The organism is Saccharopolyspora sp., assembly GCF_017434145.1.
GTDB classification, from domain to species: Bacteria; Actinomycetota; Actinomycetes; order Mycobacteriales; family Pseudonocardiaceae; genus Saccharopolyspora_C; species Saccharopolyspora_C galaxeae.
The window spans coordinates 1-1,932 of sequence record NZ_JAFRFW010001064.1 but is presented as its reverse complement, the minus strand read 5'-3'; the positions used below and the strand labels follow the sequence as shown (position 1 = coordinate 1,932).

The 1,932-nt window shown below is 69.2% G+C and carries 1 protein-coding gene and 1 pseudogene; one reads left to right on the top strand and one right to left on the bottom strand.

Going from position 1 to position 1,932, the window contains the following annotated elements:
* A partial coding sequence (locus tag IJH84_RS29035; protein WP_295151259.1) for an MmpS family transport accessory protein occupies window positions 1–626 on the bottom strand: 626 nt, incomplete at its 3' end.
* 209 nt (window positions 627–835) lie between these two features.
* Here IJH84_RS29035 and IJH84_RS29030 point away from each other — a divergent pair.
* Window positions 836–1,932, top strand: a pseudogene (locus IJH84_RS29030) (acetyl-CoA acetyltransferase); the annotation flags it as partial.

Here is a 1,932-nt window from a genome sequence, read left to right as displayed (position 1 = left end):
TTGCCCGTGCAGGACGCGAACGTGAAGGGGCCGGTGCTGGTGTTCTCCGCGACGACCTCGCCGTCGATGGTGAGCCTGCACTTGATGTCCCCGCCGCCGCTGCCGTTCTGCACGGTCAACATGTAGACGTCGAAGCCTTCCGACGCGGCCTGCTCCTTGAACCACGGCAACTCGGGCGAACTCTCCTGGGACTGCCCGCTGCCGGTGCCGTACGAGAGGCTCATCGCGTCGCCGCTCCCGGTGACTTCGTACCGAACCGTCCCCGAAGCGCCTTGTGCCGCGGGTTCGGTGTCGATCGGGTTCGGTGCGCCGGTCCCGGCTCCGTTGATCGTCTTGTCCAGCTGCTGGACCAGCACCGCTTGCACGACCACGGTCAGCACGATGGCCAGCACGCACAGCGCCGCGCCGATCGCGGCGACGACCTTCTTGGTCCCGAAAACGGCGATGACGGCCAGGATCAAGCCGACGAACGCGGCCACGGCCGTCAGGTTGTTGAAGATCGGCAGGATCGAGCCGCAGACCCCGACGATGCCGAGGATCAGTCCCGCCCAGGCCAAGCCTCGGAACTTCTCCTGCGCCGGTGCCTGCGCGGGCGGGTACTGCTGCGGTGCTTGCGGATAGGTCAAACCGTCCCCCTCTGCCAGGTTTCCTCGGTTGATCACTCTATACACATGGTCAAATCCGTTTTGTAGTCGCGGTGCTCACCCGCGGCTGCGGGCGAGCAAGAAGTCGACGAGGTGGCCGGTGAGACCGTCGAGGCAGGATGTCGTGGTCACGTGGCAGCGTGCAGCGGCCGGAGCGGGCACCGAATTCGCCTGCGGAACAAGGAGAATCCATGAGGGAACTCGATCCACGCACTCCGGTGCTCGTCGGCGCAGGGCAAGCTTCGGAGCGCGTCGACGATCCCGGCTACCGGGGCATGTCGCCGGTAGAGCTTGCTGCGGAGGCTGCCGGTGCGGCGCTGGGCGACGCGCAAGCGGACGGCCTGGCCGCGGCGGTCGACACGGTCGCCGGGGTGCGCCAGTTCGAGATCTCCACACCGGGCGCACCCGTGCCGCTGGGCAAGTCCGACAACTATCCGCGCTCGGTGGCGGGCCGCATCGGTGCCGCCCCGCGCCGCGCGATCCTCGAAGTGGTGGGCGGGCAGTCGCCGCAGCACCTGGTCACGGAGCTGGCCGGGACGATCGCGGCAGGGGAGTCCGAGGTCGCGCTCGCGTTCGGCTCGGAGGCGATCTCCACGAGCCGCCACCTGGCCCGAGCCGAGGACAAGCCGGACTTCACCGAGCACGTCGACGGTGACCTCGAAGACCGCGGTGACGGCCTGAAAGGGCTGATGACCCGGCACCTTGCCGCCCACGGGCTCACCGACGCACCGAGCCAGTACGCGTTGTTCGACAACGCCCGCCGCGCGCGGCGGAAGGAATCTCGCGACGAGTACGCCCGCGCGATGGGCGAACTGTTCGCCCCGTTCACGAAGGTCGCCGCCGCGAACCCGCACGCGGCCGCCCCGGTCGAACGCGACGCGGCCGAGCTGGCCACGCCCACCGACCGCAACCGCGTGATCGCGGATCCGTACCCGAGGTTCCTGGTCGCGCGCGACCAGGTGAACCAAGGCGCTGCCGTGCTGCTGATGTCGATCGCCGCCGCCTGCCGGCTCGGCGTACCGGAAGACAAGTGGGTGTTCTTGCACGGCACCGCGGATCTGCGCGAGCGGGAGCTCATGGAGCGGGCCGATCTGTCGAGCAGCCCCGCTTCGGTGCTCGCGGTGCGGCACGCGCTGGATGTCGCGGGGATCGGCATCGCTGACGTGTCCACTTTGGACCTCTACAGCTGCTTCCCGATCGCGGTGTTCAACATCTGCGACGGGCTGGGGCTGGACCCGGGCGATGCGCGCGGGCTCACGCTCACCGGTGGGCTGCCGTTCTTCGGCGG